General features: G+C 47.2%; 15 protein-coding genes. 6 read left to right on the top strand and 9 right to left on the bottom strand.

What is annotated here, in order from left to right:
• Positions 1-72: 72 nt before the first annotated feature.
• Positions 73-5,607: an alpha-2-macroglobulin family protein gene (locus IEY67_RS04630; RefSeq protein ID WP_183669509.1), complete on the bottom strand. Its 5,535-nt coding sequence runs from the start codon at positions 5,605-5,607 to the stop codon at positions 73-75.
• A 132-nt stretch (positions 5,608-5,739) separates the two neighbouring features.
• Between IEY67_RS04630 and IEY67_RS04635 the strand changes: the two genes are divergently transcribed.
• The 3 genes from IEY67_RS04635 (at position 5,740) to pbpC (ending at position 8,657) form a co-directional block, all read left to right on the top strand.
• Entirely contained in the window at positions 5,740-5,946 is a 207-nt protein-coding gene (locus tag IEY67_RS04635) for a hypothetical protein (protein WP_122352449.1), read from the top strand.
• Positions 5,947-5,956: 10 nt separating this feature from the next.
• Complete coding sequence (locus IEY67_RS04640) at positions 5,957-6,232, top strand: type II toxin-antitoxin system RelE/ParE family toxin (protein WP_122352448.1); 276 nt, start codon at positions 5,957-5,959, stop codon at positions 6,230-6,232.
• A gap of 94 nt (positions 6,233-6,326) precedes the next feature.
• Positions 6,327-8,657, top strand: coding sequence for a penicillin-binding protein 1C (gene pbpC, locus IEY67_RS04645; RefSeq protein WP_183670006.1), 2,331 nt, complete (start codon positions 6,327-6,329; stop codon positions 8,655-8,657).
• On the opposite strand, the gene IEY67_RS04650 is transcribed toward pbpC, so the two are convergent.
• The 8 genes from IEY67_RS04650 to IEY67_RS04685 all read right to left on the bottom strand — a co-directional run bounded on the left by IEY67_RS04650 (position 8,624) and on the right by IEY67_RS04685 (position 18,094).
• Positions 8,624-9,238 carry a hypothetical protein gene (locus tag IEY67_RS04650; protein WP_122374306.1) on the bottom strand — a complete coding sequence of 205 codons (615 nt, stop codon included), beginning with the start codon at positions 9,236-9,238 and terminating at the stop codon, positions 8,624-8,626. The two genes, pbpC and IEY67_RS04650, sit on opposite strands and share 34 nt — an antisense overlap.
• A gap of 121 nt (positions 9,239-9,359) precedes the next feature.
• Positions 9,360-10,715, bottom strand: coding sequence for a Na+/H+ antiporter NhaA (gene nhaA / locus IEY67_RS04655; protein WP_122374305.1), 1,356 nt, complete (start codon positions 10,713-10,715; stop codon positions 9,360-9,362).
• A 59-nt stretch (positions 10,716-10,774) separates the two neighbouring features.
• Positions 10,775-11,977, bottom strand: coding sequence for a cation:proton antiporter (locus tag IEY67_RS04660; protein ID WP_122352421.1), 1,203 nt, complete (start codon positions 11,975-11,977; stop codon positions 10,775-10,777).
• A 102-nt stretch (positions 11,978-12,079) separates the two neighbouring features.
• On the bottom strand, positions 12,080-12,676 hold the full coding sequence (locus IEY67_RS04665; protein ID WP_122374304.1) for an IMPACT family protein: 597 nt from the start codon (positions 12,674-12,676) through the stop codon (positions 12,080-12,082).
• A 3-nt stretch (positions 12,677-12,679) separates the two neighbouring features.
• A complete protein-coding gene (locus tag IEY67_RS04670) occupies positions 12,680-12,898 on the bottom strand; it encodes a hypothetical protein (protein WP_122352419.1) in 219 nt (72 codons plus the stop codon).
• Positions 12,899-12,900: 2 nt separating this feature from the next.
• Positions 12,901-15,744, bottom strand: a complete 2,844-nt coding sequence (gene uvrA / locus IEY67_RS04675; RefSeq protein ID WP_183669506.1) for an excinuclease ABC subunit UvrA — start codon at positions 15,742-15,744, stop codon at positions 12,901-12,903.
• 18 nt (positions 15,745-15,762) lie between these two features.
• Positions 15,763-16,737 (bottom strand): lytic transglycosylase domain-containing protein, encoded by a 975-nt coding sequence (locus IEY67_RS04680; RefSeq protein WP_183669504.1) that lies wholly within the window; start codon positions 16,735-16,737, stop codon positions 15,763-15,765.
• Positions 16,715-18,094, bottom strand: coding sequence for a T9SS type B sorting domain-containing protein (locus IEY67_RS04685; protein WP_183669503.1), 1,380 nt, complete (start codon positions 18,092-18,094; stop codon positions 16,715-16,717). The genes IEY67_RS04680 and IEY67_RS04685 overlap by 23 nt, the downstream gene beginning before the upstream one ends.
• Positions 18,095-18,174: 80 nt before the next feature.
• Between IEY67_RS04685 and IEY67_RS04690 the strand changes: the two genes are divergently transcribed.
• The 3 genes from IEY67_RS04690 to IEY67_RS04700 all read left to right on the top strand — a co-directional run bounded on the left by IEY67_RS04690 (position 18,175) and on the right by IEY67_RS04700 (position 23,080).
• Positions 18,175-19,974 carry a LysM peptidoglycan-binding domain-containing protein gene (locus IEY67_RS04690; protein ID WP_122352415.1) on the top strand — a complete coding sequence of 600 codons (1,800 nt, stop codon included), beginning with the start codon at positions 18,175-18,177 and terminating at the stop codon, positions 19,972-19,974.
• Positions 19,971-20,639, top strand: a complete 669-nt coding sequence (locus tag IEY67_RS04695; protein ID WP_183669501.1) for a porin family protein — start codon at positions 19,971-19,973, stop codon at positions 20,637-20,639. The genes IEY67_RS04690 and IEY67_RS04695 overlap by 4 nt, the downstream gene beginning before the upstream one ends.
• A gap of 125 nt (positions 20,640-20,764) precedes the next feature.
• Positions 20,765-23,080: a family 20 glycosylhydrolase gene (locus IEY67_RS04700; RefSeq protein WP_183670004.1), complete on the top strand. Its 2,316-nt coding sequence runs from the start codon at positions 20,765-20,767 to the stop codon at positions 23,078-23,080.
• Position 23,081: the final 1 nt, after the last annotated feature.

A 23,081-nucleotide genomic window follows, 5' to 3' on the forward strand; every position in this document is an offset into this window, starting at 1 on the left:
TATCTTACGATCCAAGATCTCCTAAAAGCCGGTCGAACAGTGTAAGTAGAGATTTTAGGCCTAAAAGCCTGTTTATTCAACAACAACCTCTTTCCCTTCCGTATTCGCACGGATCAGATTATCGTACATCGCTTCGCAATAAACCGGAGGCAGATAGAAACGTCCCGGATAGACGGCACAAAGGTTGATCTTTACAGTCACCTGACGACCCGATGGCAGATAATCGATATAACTATACACCTTATCGTCGCGGATATCCTGATAGTTCACGCCTGTAGCCTGGTTATCCGTAGCTCCGTCATTCAGAAAGCGGGTATTGAGAATCTCCCAACCTGCCGGGAATATCTCCGTTAATACCAGATTGTTCATGCCCCGGGCAGATGGATTCTTAACCGTTACCACAGCCATAAAATTCGTTCCCTGTGGGAGTTTGGCTACATCTACGGCGCGGCCGTTCTGATCGGTATAGCTGACAGCCAACGATACACCGTTCGCATAGGCCTCTTCCTTGCCCTGCTCCGGAATACCTTCGGTCAGGATGCGGGCGAACAAGGTCGACTTACCTGTATTCTGCAGGTCAACCATTGCAGATGTTCCGGCTTTATCCAGTAATTTTTCCGTCCATACATTCTTCGTGGAACTTACGTTGCCCGTCTTTCCACTGCAGGAATAGGTAAAGTCCATCGAACCTCCGACCTTGTATTTCGCCATATAGTCAGACAGGGCTACCAAAGCAAATGCCGTGGACTGCGTACTCAGCCAGTCATCCGAAGAAAGAACCTTCGAGATATCGCGGGTTAGCAAAGCAGCCTCTTTACCGTCATTCAGCAAAGTCAGTGTCATCAGACGGATAGCCTCATCACGCAGGCTGCTGCCGAATGTCAGGTCGTAATCCGAATAGTCAGTCTTTACTTCCGTCGTCTTTTCGATCAGACCTTTCGCCACATCGGTACGTCCGACCAAAGCATAACCGGCAGCGAGCAGCCAACGGCTCATCGGTGTCAGCGATTTATTTTCTTTCAGGCGGTTCATGGCACCAACCTCAGGTACTTGTCCCAATGCCAGCACATACAAACGATATGCCTGCGTCATCTCTTCCGAACGAACATAGTAGGAACTTACCGGTTTCCAGTCGCGCGCTACACGCCGCAGGTTATTCAATACGTTACGCTTCATTCCGTCGGGAACCAGATAACCTTTAGCCTCGGCAGAAAGCAGGAAATGGGTAGCATACACCGTTCCCCAGGCGTTGCTGCTGGTACCGCCGGGCCAGTAAGAGAATGCTCCGTCCACCGTCTGGTAAGAACGCAGGCGGCGGATTACCTCCTTGACAGCGTTCTCGGTTGTCACCTGCTGCTCTTTCGACAAAGCGGCAAACTCACCTATATACAGTTGCGGGAAACCTTTGGAAGTGATCTGCTCCACACACCCGTGAGGATATCCGATCAAATAAGACAAACGGGAGGAGAGGTTCAACGGCGGTACGTCCGACATCTCCAGTGTCAGCGAATTAGTCCCCTTCATACCCGGCAAACGAACAGTTTGTGTCCATGACCTACCGGCCTCTAGGGTGACAGGCAGAACCTTCACTTGCGGACGGCTGACGGAACGGATCTCTATATCCGTTGCATAGACTGATTTATCGCCTTTTCCGGATGCTGTAATCGTTACCCGTCCGGCTCCCGGCATGTCTTTCACCTTGATACGGAACGAGGCTTGCTTATCACCTGTCTTAGTGAAGTTAAGCTGCTGGGTTGCCGAACCCATTATTTCCATATTATCGGAACAACTGATTGACACAGCAACATCACCCACCCCGTTTTCCGTCGCAAAGACAGTAGCCGGGACAACCATCTCCTCACCTACACCGATCACGCGCGGCAACGTACCGAGCAACATCACCGGCTTACGCACAAAGACGCTCTTGTCGGCGTGTCCGTAGGCTTCTCCGTTTCCGGCTACGACCATCACTTTCACCCGCCCGTTATAATTCGGCATGGTATAGATATGATGTTGTTTCTTTCCTTCCCTCAGCAGGAACGGACCTTCAAACTGTACGACAGGCTTAAAGCGGTTTACGATAGCTTTCGGACCTTTGTTCAGGGCATCGTCACCGCCGATGCTGAATAGTTGCTCGATGCGTCCTCCATAAGCTCCGACGACAAAGTTGTACATATCCCAGGTACTGACTCCCAGAGCTTCGCGGGCATTGAACGCCTTCCAGGGCTCGGGTGTACGGAAGCGGGTCAGGTCGAGCAGACCTTCATCCACGATAGCCAATGTATAGGCCATCTCCCGTCCGTTCTTCTCAGAGATAGTGATTTCGTATTTAGCTTCCGGTTTGATCTCATCCGGCACGCTGATCTGCGGATATAAATGGCTTTCGGGTGAAGTCACCGTAAACGGAACGACTCCGTACATACGGATCGGCAGGTCATTTTTAGTAATGCCATGAGGCTGGAGCAATGTGACGTAGACGTATGCATTCGGTTGCATTTCCCTAGTCACATCGAGTTTGATCACGGTCTGCTGATCGTCGCAGGTATGCTCGGTTACGGAAAGGACTTTCGTTCCATTTTCTATACTGACAACGGCACGGCTTCCTTTTACCGACGGGATCGTGATAATCAGTTTCTCGCCCGGCTGGTAATTGTCTTTATCTGTTTTGAATGTCAGCATGCTGGCCGATTCGCTGCCGTCGGCATTCCGGCGTCCTTCGTTGTAAGGCCAGTCGAAATAGCTCATGACTCCGGTAGAATGCTTGCTTTCCTTATCTTTTACAGAGATGAAATAAGTACCCCATTCTTCATTACTGAACGAGAGTTGGAAAGTACCCTTGCCGTTCTCCCCGGTACGGACAGTGAACTGTTTGACCGGTTTGTTGTACGAATCGGATACGTAATTAGCCAGGCTACTGTTGTCCGAACTCCACCACCAATACCAATAGACTTTATAGACCTGCACATCCAGTTCCGTGTTTGCCTGCGGATTACCCTGGTAGTCTGTGGAAGCTACTTCATAGGTATAGTTACTCCCCGTGTTGAGTTGATCACGTGTCTGCTGCGGCGATTTGATACCGGCATACCGTTTATAAGGAGAATAAAGCATCCGGTTCGCATCGATACTGAAATCGCCCGACTCTTCATAGACACGGGTCACAAAGTTCGCCATCAACATACCCGGAGCCGTCGAGCCGATCTCGAACTTTGCCTGTATGGTTGCATCCCCTTTCTCGTCCGTCGTACCGGATATCAGTTTACTTTCCTCACTGTTGAATGTCTTCGACGGATCATCGAAATAGAAATCCTTATAACCGGCAAACGTGGTCGGTGTCGAGATGAATGTACCCTGAATATCATATTTCAGGTTCCTGGCTGTTGCTCCCTGCAACCATTCCGTATGCAGACGGGCATTCAGCGGTTCGCCCCGCAGCAATGTCTTTTCCGGCATGGACAGGTCTATCTTCAAACGATTCGGTTTGATCGATTCCACACGCAGGCGTTTGGTGAAGCTGACGCCACCCACATTTACTTTTACGCTCCAGGCTCCTGTCGGTGCATCTGCCTCGGTCGGCATGGCAAACGAATATAAGCCCAGTTCACCTTTGGTTTGCGTCTTACGCAAATAGAGTTGTCCCAGCGGGTTGTACAATTCCATGACCACCGGATGATTAGCCGGGAGTTTCTTTGCCCGGTCATTCAGCATAAAGCTCAGGAACAGGGTATCACCCGGACGCCAGACACCCCGGTCGCCATAAATAAATCCTTTGATGCCTTTCTGCACAACTTCGCCGGAAACATCGAAAGAGCTTAGAGATAAAGCCGAACCACCATCCACACGCAGGTAGGAACGTTCCCTGCCCATTGAGGCTATCAGGTAAAAAGGTTTGCCGGAAGTAATCTTCAGGCGGGTTTGTCCCTGACTATCCGTGATGCCGGATGCTAGTTGCTGGTTCTGGTAATTATAGGCAGCCACATTGACCCCGTTCTCGGGGTTCGTGGTAATAAGGTTATGGACCAGGACAGTCATTTCGTTGTCCTCACCTGCCATAGCCATCAGGCCCAGGTTGGTTGCCAGGACATTCTTACCTTCTACCTTATTATAATAGTAACTGTTTGAACAAGGATTATTACGTTCGTTGTAGTTATAATCGTTCCAGTCGAAATCGCCGTTGTAATAATAATATCCGCCATTGTCGAAACGGGAACTTTCTTCTTTGAACTTGATCTCGTTATCAGCCAGCAGTTGTTCGCGGGATACCTTCACAGAGTCGTCACACGGATAAGCGGACAGGTCTTTATTAAAGGATAGCTCAACACGGTAGATAGCACCGGGTTCCGGGTCCATCAGTTGTTTCAGGTCGATGGCATAGGTATTCCACTTAGACAGATCACCGCCGTCTTCATCCAGAAAGATCGTCTTACGGGCAACCAGGCGGCCGACACGCATCAGGTCCGAAGTACCGTCCAGATTATTTACTTGCAGGAATTGTCCTATATTCTGTTCGAGTATCTTTATCACACGCACCACAACGCCCCGGAGGTAAACAGCCTGGAAAGGTACGAGCAACTGTGTAGACTGGGGAATAACAACGCCCTGCCCGATAAATTTGACATCCGGCAACAGACTGCTGATCTCCACCTGACGGGTCACATCATCCTTCAACGTCAGTCCGTTCTTGCTGCGGATCTGATTGTTCAGATGTACATTCATCACTCCTGTACGTTGCGCATCAGGATACAGACGTAACCTGTTTCCTTCCACATTCACCGTTTCAGAGGTATTACCGGCAATAAATGCCAACCCCTGCATATCCTGGGAAGAATCCAGTTCCTTAGAGAATGTCACTTCCACATAGCGTTCAGGTTCCGTTACATAGGTTACGTCATAAACTTCGAAATCATTCCGATCGGGGATACTCACGGAAAGTAATTTAGCCTCATCGACACCCAGTTTATTCGGTGCAACGGAAAGGATCAGTTCCCGGCTTCCTTCAGTTCCTGCTTCTACATTTTGCAAAGTGACCTGATGTTTTTTCCCGTCGGGACTGTGTTGCCATACGGCATCCGCCTTTTCGGAGAAACGTACCAAGGATTCTACTGTTTCGGGGGATTCCTTATCGGGTGTCAGCAAGGTACACAACACATCATAGCCAAGCTCATTCTTTTTGTTGATCTCCATCGATTCCAAATTCGCACGCAGAGCCATCGGGAAGGTAGAGAAACCAAAGGTAAATTCTTTGTCTTTACCTGTCACGTCAAACCATTCGGAAAGGTCCGCCGACAGTTTGTAGGAAGTATTCCGTTCAAAATCTTTTGCCGATTTGAAAACAATGGTCCGGTTATTCTCGAAAGAAAACTCTCCAGCAACATCCGGTTTGATACGGACCAGTTTAGACAGCCGGTCACTCTTCAGTTTATCCTGCGGTATATCCTGATTGAATATCAGATACACCGGCGTATACCGGGATATTTTCCCCGATGTAAAGGCTTCTACATTCGGATTAAAAGGCAACTCATCCGTCTCGCCTTCGCTACTCTTTGAAGTACAACTGCCCAACAGGCACAGTAAATAGCATAAACACATCCAATAAAGATACCTTGCCATATTTCTTCCAATTAACGGTTATTACTTATTCCAGATCAAACAGATAATTTACGAATATACACATTTATTTTTACCGGAAATGAATGTGTATTATAAAAAGGACTATCTTTGTAACAACTAAAACAAAATAATATGGATACTAGAGTATTACAAAGAGCGGAGATCATAATTCCTTCTGTAGATATTAGTCTTCTAAAGAAGCTCGCACAGAAGTTTGGCTGGTCAATCCAATTCAAAGAAGAAAAGAATAAAATTGATCAATCACTGGAAGATGCCGCCAAAGGAAGAGTCTACACATCAAAAGACATTGACGATTTAATGGATCACCTTTTAAAATAGAACAAGCTTTATGTATATAACCAAAACCACCAGACAGTTTGATAAGGATTTTAAATTGTGTATTAAACGCGGTTGTGACCCTACCTTATTTCAGGAGGTGATTACTGTTTTATCACAAACCGGGAAATTACCAATAAAGTATCGTCCGCATAAATTAAGCGGAAAATATGCTAATTTATGGGAATGTCATATAACTTCAGACTGGTTGTTACTATGGGAACAAAATGATATTGAATTAATTCTACTACTAACTAATACAGGTACACATTCTGATTTATTCAAATAAGATGAATCATACAAGACTAATTACCTCACTGAAAACAAACCGTAAAAGGGTACTTCTTTTCTTTTTGCTGTTTGTCATTCTTTTGTGGGGAGGAATGTTCCTATTGGTTCCCCGTGTTTTATTTCCGGTATCCTATTCTACTTTACTTTATTCTTCGGAAGGCAACTTGCTGGGAGCACGTATTGCGCCGGACGGGCAATGGCGGTTTCCGGCAACAGACTCGCTGCCGGATAAGTTTATCACCTGTCTGACAACCTATGAAGACCGGTATTTCTTTTATCACCCCGGGATCGATGTGACAGCTATCCTGCGTGCCGCCTACCTGAATGCCAGATACCGCCGTGTCGTCAGCGGAGGAAGTACACTGACCATGCAACTGGCACGTATCGCCAGAGGGAACAAAGATCGCACTCTTTACGAGAAAAGTATCGAAATGTGCTGGGCACTCTTCCTCGAAACGACCCACAGTAAAAAAGAAATACTCAACTTATACGCCTCCCATGCCCCCTTCGGCGGAAATGTAGTCGGCATAGAGACTGCTGCCTGGCGTTATTTCGGACGTAGTGCCTCCGACCTGTCCTGGGCGGAAAGCGCCACACTGGCCGTCCTGCCCAACTCTCCCGCTCTGATCCATCCGGGAAAAAACCGCAAACAACTAAAAACAAAACGCGATAACCTTCTGCTCACCCTGAAGGAAAGAGGTATCATCGACAACACCGAATATGAGCTATCCTGCATGGAACCCCTGCCGGAAGCTCCTGTCCCCCTGCCGGACGAAGCCCCTCATCTGTTGGAACGTCTGGCAGTCCTCACACCAGGAACACGTATCACGACTTCGGTATATTACTCCCTGCAAAAGCAGGCACAAGAGCTAGTCAACCGCTACGCGCTCGAATATAGCTCCAATCATATCCACAACCTCGCCGCCATCATTGCCGATGTCGAAACCGGAGAAGTGCTGGCCTATGCCGGCAACGCCAGTTTCAAGGCCAATGAGAAACGGGGAAACCAGGTAGACATCATCACCTCTCCCCGGAGCACAGGAAGTATATTAAAACCCTTCCTCTATGCCGGGATGCTCCACGACGGACAGATACTTCCTTCCACCCTCGTGTCTGATGTCCCACTGAATATAAACGGCTTCATGCCGCAAAACTACAACAAGACATTCAACGGAGCCGTCCCTGCCCACCGGGCTATCGAACGTTCCCTAAATGTTCCGCTCGTCCGCATGTTATCGCAATACAACACCGGACGTTTCATGACACTGCTGAAAGCATTGGGAATGACCACCCTCCGCTTTTCAGAAGAACACTACGGGGCCTCCCTGATCCTTGGAGGAGCCGAAGGAACCTTATGGGATCTCTCAGGAATGTATGCCTCCCTTTCACGGGTTCTCACACATTACCGTCCTTACAACGGCCGATACAACCCGAAAGATATCCACCCCCTAACCCCTTTTATAAATAAAGAAAAGGAACCGATCCGGTCGGTCGCAGACCGGCGTCTCACCGACAAGCCCCTTCTTTCAGCCGCTTCCATCTGGTTCACCTACGAAGCGATGTCCGCCCTCAACCGCCCGGAAGAGGAAGCCGACTGGCAACAATTCGAATCGATGAAACAGATTGCCTGGAAAACAGGGACCAGCTACGGAGGACGTGATGCCTGGGCCATCGGTACAACTCCCCGTTATGTGGTCGGTGTATGGGTAGGAAACGCATCGGGCGAAGGCCGCCCGGGACTGACCGGTGTAGGCAATGCAGCCCCGGTGTTGTTCGATCTGTTCTCCTTGCTTCCCGGTGGTGGTTGGTTCGATATGCCGTACGATGAACTGGAGGAGGTAGCCATCTGCCGTAACAGCGGTCATAAAGCATCGCAGATATGCGATCAGACAGACACATTGTATATTCCCCGTTCAGGTATCAATACTCCCGTCTGCCCTTACCATCAACTGTTGCATCTCTCTGCCGACGGACGTTTCCGCGTAAACAGCTCCTGCGAATCAGTCGACCGGATGATCACCCGTCCCTGGTTTGTTCTCCCACCTTCCCAGGAATATTATTACCGCAATTACCATATAGATTATATTTCCCTCCCGCCCATCAAGCCGGGATGCGAACAGACACAAAGCCAGCAGATCGAACTGATCTACCCGGAACACCATGCAGTCTTGTATCTGCCGAAAGGATTCTCCGGCAAACCCGAAAAGTTAGTCTTCAAAGCTGCACATGCCCGGGGTGACGCTACGATTTACTGGCATCTTGACGATACCTACCTGGGAGAAACCACCGACAACCACCAGATCGCCTGTTCCGTTCCGTCGGGCAAACACATGCTTACGCTGATCGATAATTGGGGCAATCAGCGCAAGATATTGTTTGAAGTAAAAAGTTACTCTTTCCCTGTGTCGAAAGGTTCAAAATAAATGATATAATAAACAAAATCCTTCACCCCATACTTTTCTGGCCATTTTTCAGGATTAATCTTCGCAAAACGTAACCCGCAATAATCAATACCGGTTACAGGTTTTCCTTCAAACATAAAACTCTGAACCAAACCTGTCGTATAAGCTATTACTGGTATAGTATCCGCCGTAGTCAGAGGAGTTTCCGTGTAAGTCTCCATTAATATATGACTCTTACAATTCTTCACATCATATTTACTGGTCGAATGTATAGCTTTACTTTTCAAAGATATTTTAGATGTATCGGCATCAACTGATTGCGCAAAATAGGTCAGTTGAATCACCGAATCTTTTTCCTGAAAACGTACCGGCTTGTCATAGGAGAACTTACCATCCCGGCAATGCACCATCACCAGATTACACATCTTACCGGAAAAGTCTCCTTTAACAAAAACTTTATAATAACGAATTTCCTGAAAATCCATTAACTCACGTATCATATCATCTTCACAAAGCTCATAAGAAACTTCCACCTTAGATGATTGAGCCGATGCCAACAACGAAGCCAGACAAAACACTAAAAAAATCCATATTCTACACATAATCATTCCGTATTAAATAAAAGAGAGAACAAGCCGAAGCAATAATAAGCATTATTACTCTTCACTGTTTAAAGTTCAAAGTGTTTGACAACACAAAAACCTTTATTTAACAGTCAGAAAGTTATTCTTTCGGGATTTTCGGTAAATACTTCTTCAGCAGTAAGTACCCGCAAAGACCGGAAACAAACGATCCGGTGAATACTCCGAGTTTGGCTTGATTCAATAAATCGGCTCCGAGCGCATCCATTCCGGTAAACGAAAGATTGGCAATAAATAATGCCACCGTGAAACCAATACCGCCCAACATGGAAACGCCAAACAGATTCATGCGGGTCATTCCTGTAGGCAAAGACCCCATTCTCGTACGGGCAAAGAGGTAGGTGAACGAGAAAATACCCAACGACTTTCCGACAAATAATCCCAGGAAGACAGCCAACGGCACATTCACCAGCGATGCCGGTTGGATATCGCCAAACGTAACCCCGGCATTCACGAAAGCAAACAGCGGAAGTATCAGGTAATTTACCAACGGATGCAATTTGTCGGCAATGCTCTGCAACGGACTGATCGTGTTATCAGCCAGCGAATGAATATTATTCAATACTTGTATCTGTGTTGGTGTCAATACCGATGCCGTTTTGGACTGACGTACCTCCGTATAATCGAGCATATTCAGATAGCCGGTCATATCGCAGGTAAAGTCATTCAGGTTAACCTTCGGACGGGCAGGGACGGTAAAAGCCACCAACACGCCCGCTATGGTCGGATGAATACCCGATTCAAGGAACAATACCCACACAAAGAAACCGACGACATAATAAAAAAGATTATTATTTACCCGCATTTTTCCCCCTACATATAATAAAGCCAGCAGAGCCAGAGAGATCAATAACGGTTGATAGGCGATATGTCCGCTATAGAATAAAGCTATAATTATAATACCACCGATATCATCCACCACGGCCAGTGCTGTCAGGAAGATCCGCATCCCCAAAGGAACCCGTTTCCCCAGCAATCCCAGGACAGCAAGAGCAAATGCAATATCGGTAGCCATTGGAATGGCAGCCCCACGTACTTCCGGAGCCGTATTGCAGACAAGCAAATAAAAAAGGACCGGTACGATCATACCACCACAAGCCGCAATAACCGGAAGGAGTGCTTTACGAACCGAACTCAATTCCCCGATCAATACCTCCTGCTTGATCTCCAGTCCGATTACAAAAAAGAATACCGCCATTAGAGCATCATTCACAAAGGCAAGCATCGGCATGGGTTCACCATGATGGGAGAACAAATTAAAACTGCCAATCTGAAGGTCAATAGGATAAGATAATATATGATGATAGGCGTGAGCCCAGGGGGAGTTTGCCAGTATCATAGCCAATACCGTGGCCATAAACAATAAAAAACTGGCACTCGACTTCTGTGTGGCGAATCGGCGCAACGGTTTAAGGATAACATTAATAGTACGATCCATTCTGTTTTAATATTTGCGGAGACAGCTTGCTGGTCTGTCTCCGTAATTCCTAACTGTGTTTATTGCCTTTGCTGCTCAGCCATCTCAAGCTGATAGGCGCTGCGGGTCAATTTCTCTACCCAGATTACAAATATACCAGTTAAAATTAAATTAAACACTATGGTCAGAACAGAAATCATCAGGGCCGGACCACCCAGATTATATCCCAGGGCAATAAAAATAATACCTGCCCCTACTTCACCCCGTGTAAACATACCGATCGACAAAGCCAGACGTTCGCGCTTACGTCTGTCGCGATAGAAGAACAGAGGGAAAAGCTTTCCTATATTGGATAAGAAAGAGACGATCACCACATGGAGAAGGATCATCGGCCATGACATCATCGGCTGTGCACCGGTAATGGTCGATGCTTCCGCCGATTGTTTGGCAAAATCGACCCCAAAGAACACGGGCATGCTCACTCCTACCAGGAACATGAACAGGAATGAAATCGCCGTCGCCACATTGTGCTCCGTCTTCGTATCGATATGCTTATGTTTCATAATCATACCCAGTACAAAGGCCGGTAACAGCACTTCTATATGGATACTCGCTTCCTCCCCGTAAAAATGTTTGGACACCAGATAGATTCCCTGGGTAAATGCCAACGTAACAATGGCATAAAGCAGAATGGCCTTCCAGTCTTGCCGCATATTGTAGGTTCCCATCTTCTTCCATCCGATCATAAGCAATACCATCACGATAAGAATGATCACTCCCAACTGCCAACGCAAGCCAACCATCATGATCTGAAGCGGGATCATCAACAGGATTGTATCGAGGTCGTCGAAAATGGCCAGCACCTGTACCTTTTTATATACCCAGGATGCTTTCAGTCCCGCAGCAGCCAGCATGGTAAACAAGATACCGGCAGACGTGGGAGCCGCAAAACGGCTTAACAACAAGTTCTCTTTCCAGGCTTCCCCACTCGACCAATAGATGTCGGGGAGCAGGACGAACATATAATACAATGCCACAAATATCCAGGGAAAAGCAGCGGTAGCCATCGCTATGAAATAATCCTCCGTATAAGACCTCCAACGAGTCTTATCCATTTCAAACTCCCGGCCTACGTTGATCATAATAAAGGCCAGACACACATACAACAGTGAATTGGATACTGTCTTCACCAACGAATAATTCGCTCCTACAAGAGAAGGAAGAAACTGCGAGACAACCAAACCAACCACTAAGAAAAAAGAAAATAACAGAATCTTCTTCATTATATTACCACTATTTGCTTGTTTAGATTTCAGAGTACAAAAATAAAGAAATCCTCTCAAATCGAAAATAGCAGGTAACTCATGTTTCAGATTATTAATAATTTACTTCAGATAGGCCGACTCGACTTTCAATAAGCGGTTCTTCAACTTTTCCGCCTCTCCTTTGCGTATACGCAAAGTCATTTCACAGTCCATTTCAAACTTTTGGGATACAATAAGGGGATTATCCTCTTTCACAATACGCATGATCCCGTTCAGGTAAGGATATTCGAAAGCGACCGTAATATCTTCGTCAACCGTACGTTCCTCTATCTCGGCTGCAGCAATCGCTTCGGCGGCAGCTGTACGGTACGCAACGATAAGGCCGCTGGTGCCCAGTTCGATGCCACCGAAATAGCGAACGACCAGGATCAGGATATCCGTTAACTCGTTGGAATTGATTTGTCCCAGAATTGGTTTACCGGCTGTGGATGATGGTTCGCCGTCATCGTTCGCACGGAAAGTCAGGCGATCGGCCCCCAGCATATAGGCCCAGCAGACATGGCGGGCGTCGTAATATTGTTTACGATATTTATCCAGTTGCTCCTTCACCTCTTCGACCGTACGCACCGGGATGGCATACGAGATAAAGCGGCTGCGCTTCTCCGTGTAATAGCCCTCTGCTACTTGTTTAATGGTTCTGTAACTGTCGTCCGCCATAAATTAATCCGGGATATGGGTTTCCTGTTCCTCCCGGAAGGCCCGGAAGTCTTTCATTATCTCTTCGATCTCTTCTATAAAGTAAGGATCTTTAACTTTTTTCTTCACCTCGGCGTAATAGGTCTCAATCGCCGCCAAAGCACATATATCTTGTCCGCGCAGCAGAAAGTAGGGTTCTTCCTTCTCTACGCATTGTTTGATCATTTGGATAGGATTCTTCATATCTATTTATTTTTTAATTCGTCTTTCAGGAACGGAGCCGTATAACTCTTGTTTTTCTTCTTGATCATTTCCTCGGGAGTGCCGGTGAATAAGACCTGGCCGCCTTTTCGGCCACCTTCGGGGCCCATGTCGATCAGGTAGTCGGCACATTTGATCACATCGAGGTTATGCTCGATCACGATGATGGTGTTGCCTTTTTCCACGAGCTTGTTCAAGACACCCAGCAGGACACGGATATCTTCAAAATGAAGACCGGTAGTCGGTTCGTCCAATACATATAAGGTATTGCCGGTATCCTTTTTGGCCAGCTCAGTAGCCAGTTTTACACGCTGACTTTCTCCTCCGGATAAGGTGGTGGAAGGCTGGCCCAGTTTGATATAACCCAATCCCACATCCTGCAGGACTTTGATCTTAGAAAGGATGGTCGGGATATTCTCAAAGAATTCCACAGCCATATTGATTGTCATATCCAACACATCAGCTATGGATTTACCGCGGAAACGGACTTCAAGCGTTTCACGGTTATATCGCTTGCCATGACAGTCTTCACAAGGCACCAATACATCCGGCAGGAAGTTCATTTCGATAGTCTTGTAGCCGTTACCCTTACAGGTTTCACAGCGTCCGCCGGATACATTGAACGAGAAACGTCCGGGTTTGTATCCCCTCACCTTCGATTCGGGAAGGTCGACAAACAGGTTGCGAATATCCGAAAAGACACCTGTATAAGTGGCCGGATTACTTCGCGGCGAACGGCCGATAGGCGACTGGTCTACATTGACGATCTTATCCACGTTGTCGATACCTTCGATGGATTTATAAGGCAACGGATCTTCCAGTGAACGATAGAAGTGCTGGCTCAGGATCGGTTGCAGGGTTCGGTTGATCAACGTCGATTTTCCGCTACCCGACACACCCGTGACACAGATCAGCGTTCCGAGCGGAAAGGTCACGTCAACATTCTTCAGGTTGTTACCGCCAGCTCCTTTTATGGTGATGAACTTGCCGTTTCCCGGACGACGTTCGGCAGGAACAGCAATCTCAGTCTCCCCGTTCAGGTATGCAGAGGTCAGTGTATTCACTTTCAACATATCCTGCGGCGTTCCTTCATAAACGACTTCACCCCCCAGACGCCCGGCTTTCGGTCCCATATCGATCACGTAATCGGCATTCAGCATCATATCCTTGTCGTGCTCGACAACCACTACCGAGTTACCGGTATCACGAAGCTCTTTCAAAGAGTTGATCAGACGGACATTATCGCGTTGATGCAATCCGATACTCGGCTCGTCGAGGATATAAAGTACGTTGACCAGCTGACTGCCGATCTGGGTTGCCAAACGGATACGCTGGCTTTCCCCACCGGAAAGGCTTGCCGAAGCACGGTTGAGAGACAGGTAATCCAGTCCCACATCCAGCAGGAACTTCAGGCGGGAACGTATCTCCTTCAATATTTCTATGGCAATCTGTTTTTGCTTCTGGTCCAGACGCTCCTCGATACCGTCCAGCCATTCGTAAAGTTCGGAAATATCATACGAAGAGACCTCTGCTATATTCTTTCCCGCAATGCGGTAGTGCAACGCCTCTTTGTTCAGACGCTGGCCGTTACATTCCGGGCATGTAGTCATTTTGATGAACTGTCCCGCCCATTTCTGTGCGGAAGCCGAAGCCTCGCTCTCCTGCTGCATCAGGATATATTTGGCAACACCTTCGTAAGACAGGAAATAATTGGAAGAACCCAGCGATTCGTTCTTGATCTGGAGACGTTCGTCCGTCCCGTTCATGATCTCATCGATCGCCTCTGCCGGGATATCTTTGATCGGCGTCTTGATCGTCACGCCGTGCTTTTCGCAAAGAGCCTCGATCTGCCAGAAGATAAGGGAGTTCTTGTATTTACCCAAAGCAACTATCCCACCGTTATAAATACTGAGGGAAGGGTCGGGTACGATTTTTTCCATATCCAACAGGTTCACCTGTCCCAATCCTTTACATTTCGGACACGCCCCCTGGGGCGAGTTGAAAGAGAAGTTGTGCGGAGCCGGTTCGCTATAAGAAAGTCCGGTTGCCGGGTCCATCAGGCGGCGACTGTAGTGACGCAACTCGTCGGTATCGGCATCCAACAGCATGACCAGCCCGTCGCCCTGCTTCATGGCTGTACGCAGACTTTCTTTCAGGCGGCGTTCGTCGGAAACCGACACGACCATCTTATCGATCACCACCTCGATGCTGTGCATCTTGTAGCGGTCGAGCTTCATGCCATGAAATATCTCTTTTATCTCACCATCGACACGGACTGTCAGGTAACCCTTCTTACGAACCTGTTCAAACAATTCCTTGTAGTGTCCTTTACGGTTACGGACAAGCGGAGCCAGCAGATAGGTTTTCTTCCCTTCGTAATGTTCCAGGATCAGGTCGAGCACCTGTTCTTCGGTGTACTTCACCATCTTTTCCCCGCTCAGGTACGAGTAAGCCTCACCCGCCCTTGCATAAAGCAGACGGAAAAAGTCGTATATCTCTGTCGTAGTACCTACGGTAGAACGGGGATTCTTATTGGTCGTTTTCTGTTCGATCGAGATGACCGGGCTTAATCCGGTAATCTTATCCACATCCGGACGTTCCATATTGCCGAGGAAATTACGGGCATAAGCGGAAAATGTCTCCACATAGCGGCGTTGTCCTTCAGCAAAGATCGTATCAAAAGCCAACGAAGATTTACCGCTACCGCTCATACCGGTTATCACGGTGAGTTTGTTTCGCGGTATCTCGACGTCTATATTTTTCAAATTGTGAACACGGGCGCCTAAAACGGAAATACGACCGCCTTCCAATGCATTTTTATCGTTCATACTTTTTATCAAGGGAATTTATCTTACCACCCAAGCCGAGTTATGCACGTAGGTGTTAGGTGTCTTGTAATACATTTCATTTTCTTTCGGGACCTGTAGCGTATAAGTCTTGCCCAGTGTCTGCAATTTCCGGTCGCGTAACCAGGGATTGAAGCGTTTCAGATCGGCATACATTATATTATACTTCTGCGCGAAAGCAGACAAATCGGGAATGTCCGACGATACAGCCACATCTTCGCAGGCAATCGGTTTATAAAGGTCTTCTGCGCGGAGCACGAAACCGTACTTATAAGGATTCTCAAAAATCTGCTTGATCGCCATGATACGGTATACATAACGGCTTGTCTCCTCTACCAGCCAGAGGTCGAAGGTGCTATCGGCTTCCTGTTTGGTCAGTTCGCCGGAGATACGCCCCATGCCCGCATTGTAAGAAGCGGCCACATTTGCCCAGTCACCGTATTTGTCGTAAGCAGCTTTCAAATACTTACATGCTGCTTCAGTTGCTTTAGCCACATGACAGCGTTCATCCACGGTCGGGGTGACAGTCAGCCCATATTGCTTGCCTGTCCCTTCGAGAAACTGCCACATTCCCACGGCACGTGCCGGAGACGACACACGCGGGTCGAGATGGCTCTCTATGACCGCCAGGTATTTGAAGTCGTCGGGAATGCCGTTGGCTTTCAATATCGGTTCGATAACCGGAAAATAACGGTTGGCGCGTTTGATCAGCAACATAGTGGTCGAATGGAAGTATGTGAAACTACTCATCTCCCGGTCGAATCCTTCACGCATATTATAGCGGGTTAAGTCGATCGGCGTTCCACAAAAAGTGACCGACGAGGGTATATCGGGCGACGAAGTCATCGACATCACCACCGGACGCCCGTCAAGCACCTTTTCCGAATCGCTCGATCCGATAGACAAACACGCAGTCAGGCAGATCAGACCGCCCGACAAAAAACTGAATATATTATTCTTCGATAATTTCATCATCTATACTCTTTGATCTAAAAATGTTAATTGAACCTTTTTTCTTTATTGGCTTACCGTCTGAGCCGGTAGCCTCTATCACATAAAAATAAACTCCGGGCGGGACGTATTTACCGCCTTTTTTACCATCCCAACCCTGCGACGGGTCTGTCCAGTAATACATCTGTACTCCCCAACGGTTGAATATCCAACATTTGAAACGGGTCAACGAGCGGTAGGCCACTTTGAACTCATCGTTTATGCCGGGTGACGTACCGGGTGAGAAAGCATTCGGAACATCGAGAAAAGAGTCCGAGATGTTGATCGTAACCGGATCTTCAGGCTCCCATGTACACTGGGCTGTACGATCTGATACTGATAAATAAACCGTATAAGTACCGTTTTGGTTGAATATATAGCTTACTTCTTCTCCTTTGTTAAAGTCGATCACTTTTGTCCCCTTTCCCTCGGTTCCATCTTTTTTATAGATCTCCCACTTGAAAATGGCAGCAACCGGCGTATTGCAAACAGCTTTAAAATTGAACTCGACCGGGGCGGAAAGGCTATCCCCTTTTGCAACCATATTGGTTGCGTTCGTATATGATAAAGTATCTATTTTCAAAACGACTTTCACTGCGATTGCCTGGTAGACACCTGTCGTCATTGTTTTCTCCACTCCGAAATGACGGGCAAACAAATCTCCTTTCAGAGTGACATCGGTGTCGCAAAGAGGGGCTTCGATACCGACTGTAAAAATATCTTCCACCGTATCAGTAACTGTTTTCGGCAGATATGCCGTTTGATCTTCCGATATATCCATCGTCTGGTAAGTAACATCAAATTCACGCTTCAATATTCCAGGTACTCCTGACGGATCATAATATCTCATCTCCTTCATATCAACATCTCCACCCAAATACATCTTGCCGCAATTGCTCTTTTGCACATCTATATAGAGGCTAGTCGCCTCAAAAACATATTTACTGTAGTCTATAATCCATACATACCCGCCAGCTTTCGAATAAGCATCGTCTTCCAATATATAATACCCATATCCTTCTTCCAGATTTCGAATGACTGTTTCACTACCCTCCTGAACAGATGATATTTTTTCGGCATCGCTACCAACCCCTGCTTTCGCTTTAGTCTTATAGCGATACCATTGATACGAACCAGATGTAGGAGTATATCGTATTTCTACATTATCCATGCCATATACAAGGTAAACCTGAAACTGGCTACTGGTGGGTTGTTTATTATCAAAAGCCAGCAAAGGAGTCCCTTTCCCCCCTGTCACCGTATATTTTTGAGCATGTGCTGCAAGTATCAATAATAAAAAACAGAGCGTCCCGACCACTCTTCTTATAAAATTCCTTTGCATATATATAACCTAATTAGCTTCCAAAATTAGTATTTTATACGGACATACACTATCTTTGCTGCAAATATTCGAATTAACAAATGAATAAGATCAGTATATACGTATTGACGTTGTGCCTGAGTTTCTGTAGTGTTTCATTGTATTCACAGAACAACAAAGCACGAATTATTACTACTAACGAATTAAATGATAATATATTTTATCATACGATTGAGCGGGGACAGACAGTATACTCAATCGCAACGATGTATGGAGTGACCGTCGATGACATTTACCGTTTGAATCCGGAAAGCCGCGAATCGATCAAAGCGGGTGCTACATTAAAGATTCCGCAACGGGATGCCGGTACGGCTCCGATGGGGAAAGCAGAGGATAATTTCCTGTATCACACCATACAACCGAAAGAAACGCTTTATTCGTTGTCTATCCGGTATGCCGTACCCGGAACCGATATCATCGAGGCAAACCCTGGACTGTCGACTTCCACCTTCACGATCGGCAAGACGATTCGTATCCCGGCAACACCTATCGAGACACTGCCCACCAAGGAAGTAAAGTCGGTAACCAAAGAAATCGAATACACGATCGCCAAGAAAGAAACGATGTACCGCATCTGCCGGAAATTCAACATATCGAGCACGGAACTGATCAAACGAAACCCCGAACTGAAGAACGGGGTAAAGGCCGGAATGGTCATCAAAATACCGGTGGAAACCAAAGAGACAGTTACGGAAACAGCTCCGGTCATGCATGAAAGAGACGTAAATGCGTTGCTATCGACCCCGAAAAAGATCGAACGGGTCAACATGATCAAAGTAGCTTTATTGTTGCCCTTCATGACAAATGAGGCAAAACCATCCTCCAACACGCAACGTTTCATCGAATATTATGAAGGTCTGTTACTGGCCGTCGACAGTCTGCGTAACAGCGGCTGTTCGATCGAACTCTCCGTATTCGATACAGGCAACGGCACCAAAAAGGTGAAAGAAATCCTGAAAGAAGATGTCTTGAAAGAAGCCAACCTGATCATCGGAGCCGTACAGAACGACCAGATCGCGCCGGTCGCCGAATTTGCCGAAAAGAATAATATCAAATATGTGATACCGTTCACCTCCAAAAACGATGATGTATTGTCCAATGCAAATATATTCCAGGTAAACACCCCTCACTCCTACTTGTATGCCAAAGCATCACAAGCTGGTTGCGACCTATTTGCCAACGACAACATCATCCTGTTGAAAGTGCCCGGTACCGAAGAAAAGACCGACTTCGTCAAAGCCCTGCAAGGAGAGATGAAGCAACGCAACATCTCCTGGCGCGAACTAACTTATTCGAGCGAGACATTCCCGGTCGAAATGGAAGCGATGCTCAGCACAGACAAACGCAGTGTCATTATCCCTACTTCAGGCAGCCTGGAAGCATTGAACAAGTTCAAAGCGCCTTTGCGTATGCTGGCAGAGACAAAACCGGAATACAACATCACGATGTTCGGTTATCCGGAATGGCAAACTTATACCAACGAATGCCTCGACGACTTCTTTGCATTGAATACCTATATATATAGTTTCTTCTATGCTGACAACCTCTCGCCGGAAGTCTCCGACTTTTATTCCAAATATAAGACATGGTATAGCAAGACCCTGATTAACATATTCCCTAAATATGGTATATTAGGTTTCGACACAGGTATGTTCTTTTTCGATGCCATCCGGAAATACGGTTCCAACTTCGAGAACAACCTGGGCAATATTCGTTACAAGGGCATACAGACCTGTTTCGATTTTGAACGGGTAAACAACTGGGGCGGATTCATCAATACCAGCACATTTATCGTTCATTACCAGAGTGACTATAACGTAACACGTAGCGAAGTAAGATGATCAGAAAGATAACAATCATATCCTTTTTATACCTGGCCGTCATAACCGGCGTTATGGCACAAAATAAATTTCCCCAGGAAGTATCCGTAGGTGCCTCTTTCGGCATGAACTTCTCATCTGTCAGCTTCAACCCGAAGGTCTACACCAAGATGAAACAGGGATACAACGGGGGCCTGGTACTGCGTTGGAACACGGAAAAGAATCTGGGGCTACAGACGGAACTGAATTTCAGCCAGCAGGGTTGGGACGAGCAATTCGACGAGAACCCGACTTACAAATATACACGTACGATCAATTACCTGGAGATACCGTTCTTCACCCATATTTATTTCGGTAGTAACAAGTTCAAGTTCTACGTAAACCTAGGGCCGAAGGTCGGCTTCGCTATCAGCGAAAAGACCGATCAGAACCCCAATGAGAAAAACCAGAATGCAGGAGCCAACAACCAGCACGACATGCCTATCGAACAAAAGTTCGACTGGGGATTATGTGGTGGTCCCGGTATCGAACTGCGTACCGGCATCGGTTATTTCCTGCTCGAAGGACGTTATTACTATGCGTTGGGAGACATCTTCCACAATCGTAAAACGGATTATTTCAACAAATCGGCCAGCCAGGTTTTCTCCGCACGTATCATTTATCTGCTACCTATCCGGAAAAAATAGGAATCGGACAAATATTGAACTTTTTTGTACAAAACCGGACATTCGACCACACACATACATATAAATTTGTCTTCCGGATAATCTAATTAACACGGATGAATATGTTAACACTAAAAGCAGGTCGAATGGCGAAAGACAAACTACTCCTTATAACCTTTCTTGTCTGGTTGGTTACAGGATGCACAAACTCAACTCCTTCCGGGATAAACATCATTCCCCGGCCGGAACAACAAACCACCGGTAAAGGGCATTTCACCTTTAACAAATCGACAACGATCCGGATCGAAAATCAGGAGCAGGAAGCTGTAGCCGGATTATTAGCCGACTTATTTACGACCTCCGCCGGATTCACTCCGACAATCGGAACCGGTTCGTCCTCCAAGACTACTTCCGTCGTTTTTTCTACCGACACAACACTCGCTAAAGAAAATTATGAACTGCAAATAACGCCTTCCCATATATCTGTAAAAGCAGCTGATAACTGCGGCTTCTTCTATGCCGTACAATCCATCCGTATGCTACTCCCGCCAGCCATAGAAAGCAGAGTACCGGCCGACGGAATCGAATGGAGCGTACCGGCACTGACTTTACAGGACAGTCCCCGCTTCCCTTACCGTGGTTTAATGCTCGATGTTTCCCGCTTTTTCATTCCTAAAGAAAACGTGATCCGGATAATCGACTATATGGCGATGCTGAAACTGAACAAACTCCACCTGCATCTGGTCGATGGTAACGGATGGCGTCTGGAAATAAAAAAATATCCCCGCCTGACGGAAGTCGGAGCCTGGAGAGTGGCCCGTGACACAGATTTCTCCCAACGTAAAAACGCCCAACCGGGAGAAGAGACACCTGTAGGCGGATTCTATACGCAGGAGGATATGAAAGAGATCATCACCTATGCCGCTACACGCCAGGTCGAAATCATCCCTGAGATAGAAATGCCTGCACACACCAACTCCTCGCTGGCTGCCTATCCGGAACTGGCCTGTCCCGTTGTGAAAGACTTTATCGGTGTCATTCCCGGTATGGGGGCACATGCGGCAGAGATCGTTTACTGCGCAGGGAACGAGAAAGTCTTTTCTTTCCTGGAAGATGTGATCGATGAAGTGGCCGACTTGTTCCCCTCTTCTTATATCCACCTGGGAGGTGACGAGGCATCGAAAGTGAACTGGAAGAAATGCCCGCTTTGCCAGGCACGGATGAAAAAAGAAGGTATTACAGACGCAGAAGACCTGCAAGGTTACTTTATGAACCGGATGGCAGACTATGTCAGAAGCAAAGGCAAGCAGGTAATGGGCTGGGACGAACTGACAAACAGCAAAATACCCGAAGATGCCGTTATCTATGGTTGGCAGGGATTAGGAACTGCCGGATACAAAGCGGGTAAAATGGGCCACAAATTCATTATGACCCCGGCGCGTGTATTATATCTGATCCGTTACCAGGGCCCGCAGTGGTTTGAGCCACGCACTTATTTCGGGAACAATACACTGAAAAACGTATATGATTATGAACCGATACAACCAGAATGGGAACCGGAAGCAGCCGCCAACCTGCTCGGAGTGCAAGGTTCGTTATGGACCGAATTTGTCAACTCGCCGAAAGATGTCGAATACCTGCTCTTCCCGCGTCTGGCAACCGTTGCCGAAATAGCCTGGTCGGGAAAAGATCAGAAAGACTGGCCCGGCTTCCTGAAACGCCTCGATGTATTGACCGGGCATTACGACTATCTGGAAGTAAACTATGCCCGTTCCATGTTCAACATCGATCATCTGGTAACAGGGGATAACAATACATTGAAAGTCGCCCTCACCTGTATCCGCCCGGATATGGAGATACGTTATACGGTGGATGGCAGCGAGCCACAGGCTTCTTCCCCGCTCTACACGGATTCATTAGCCTTCACCGACGATGTTACGATCAAAGCGGCGACCTTTGCGTCGGGAGAGCAAAAAGGGCAGACATTGACCTTGCCCCTTCACCGGAACAAGGCAACAGCCCGTCCGGTCATTGACGGTAACGAGCAGACTTACCGCCTGACCAACGGACTAAGGGGAAGTGACAAGCAATCCGATTTCGAATGGTGCGGATGGTATGACAAAGATGCCTCCTTCACGATCGACCTCGGAAAAGAAGAAAATATCGGACAGATAACGATCGGCTGCATCACCAATTACGGAATGGGGGCACATATCCCGGCAAAGATTACGTTATCCGTTTCAAACGATAACCGGACATATACACGTATTGCTGAACGTTCCTTCACGCCGGAAGAGATATTCCGTGAAGGTATCCGTATCGAAGACAAGACATTCGACAACCTGGCATCTACAGGCCGTTACCTGAAAGTCGAGCTGAAGAATCCCGGGAAATGCCCTGAAGATCATACACGGCCGGGACAAGGTACATGGATATATACAGATGAAATAATAATTCTATAAA

Source organism: Parabacteroides faecis (assembly GCF_014647375.1).
Taxonomy (GTDB): Bacteria; Bacteroidota; Bacteroidia; order Bacteroidales; family Tannerellaceae; genus Parabacteroides; species Parabacteroides faecis.